We start from the raw sequence: 577 nt of genomic DNA, 5'->3' as shown, positions 1-577 counted from the left end.
TGACCTGGATGCAGTTCCGTGGGTCCTTCGAGGACAAGACGCAGCTGACGGTGTTGTCCGGGCGGGCTGGTCTGTCGATGGATCCGGGTTCGAAGGTCACTTTCAACGGTGTGCCGATCGGCCGGTTGGCGTCCATCGACGTGGTCAATGTCGATGACGACCTCGAGGCCAAGCTGACCCTGGACGTCAAGCCTCAGTACCTGAAGCTGATCCCGGAGAACGTGACCGCCGAGCTGCGGGCCACCACGGTGTTCGGCAACAAGTACATCTCGTTCCTGTCGCCGCCCAACCCGTCGTCGCAGCGGTTGACGCCGGGCACGCCGATTCGTGCCCAAGGGGTGACCACGGAGTTCAACACCTTGTTCGAGACGATCACCGCGATCTCTGAGCAGATCGATCCGATCAAGTTGAACCAGACGTTGACGGCCACCGCGCAAGCCCTCGACGGGTTGGGTGACAAGTTCGGTCAGTCGATCGTGCACGGCAACGAGATCCTGGGGGATCTGAACCAGCGGATGCCCCAGATCCGGCGTGACACTGCGGGTCTGGCCGATTTGGGTGAGGTTTATGCCGATGC

1 protein-coding gene is annotated in these 577 nt (G+C 61.7%); it reads left to right on the top strand.

The window, feature by feature from the left end; all coding sequences use genetic code 11:
* On the top strand, nt 1–577 hold a 577-nt coding region (locus tag E0T84_RS31600; protein WP_138746428.1), incomplete at both ends, for an MCE family protein.

The sequence above is a fragment of the Mycobacterium sp. DBP42 genome (genome assembly GCF_005924235.1).
GTDB lineage: Bacteria > Actinomycetota > Actinomycetes > Mycobacteriales > Mycobacteriaceae > Mycobacterium > Mycobacterium syngnathidarum.
Note: the sequence above shows the minus strand (reverse complement) of the source record. Positions and strands in the feature narration are given on the sequence as shown.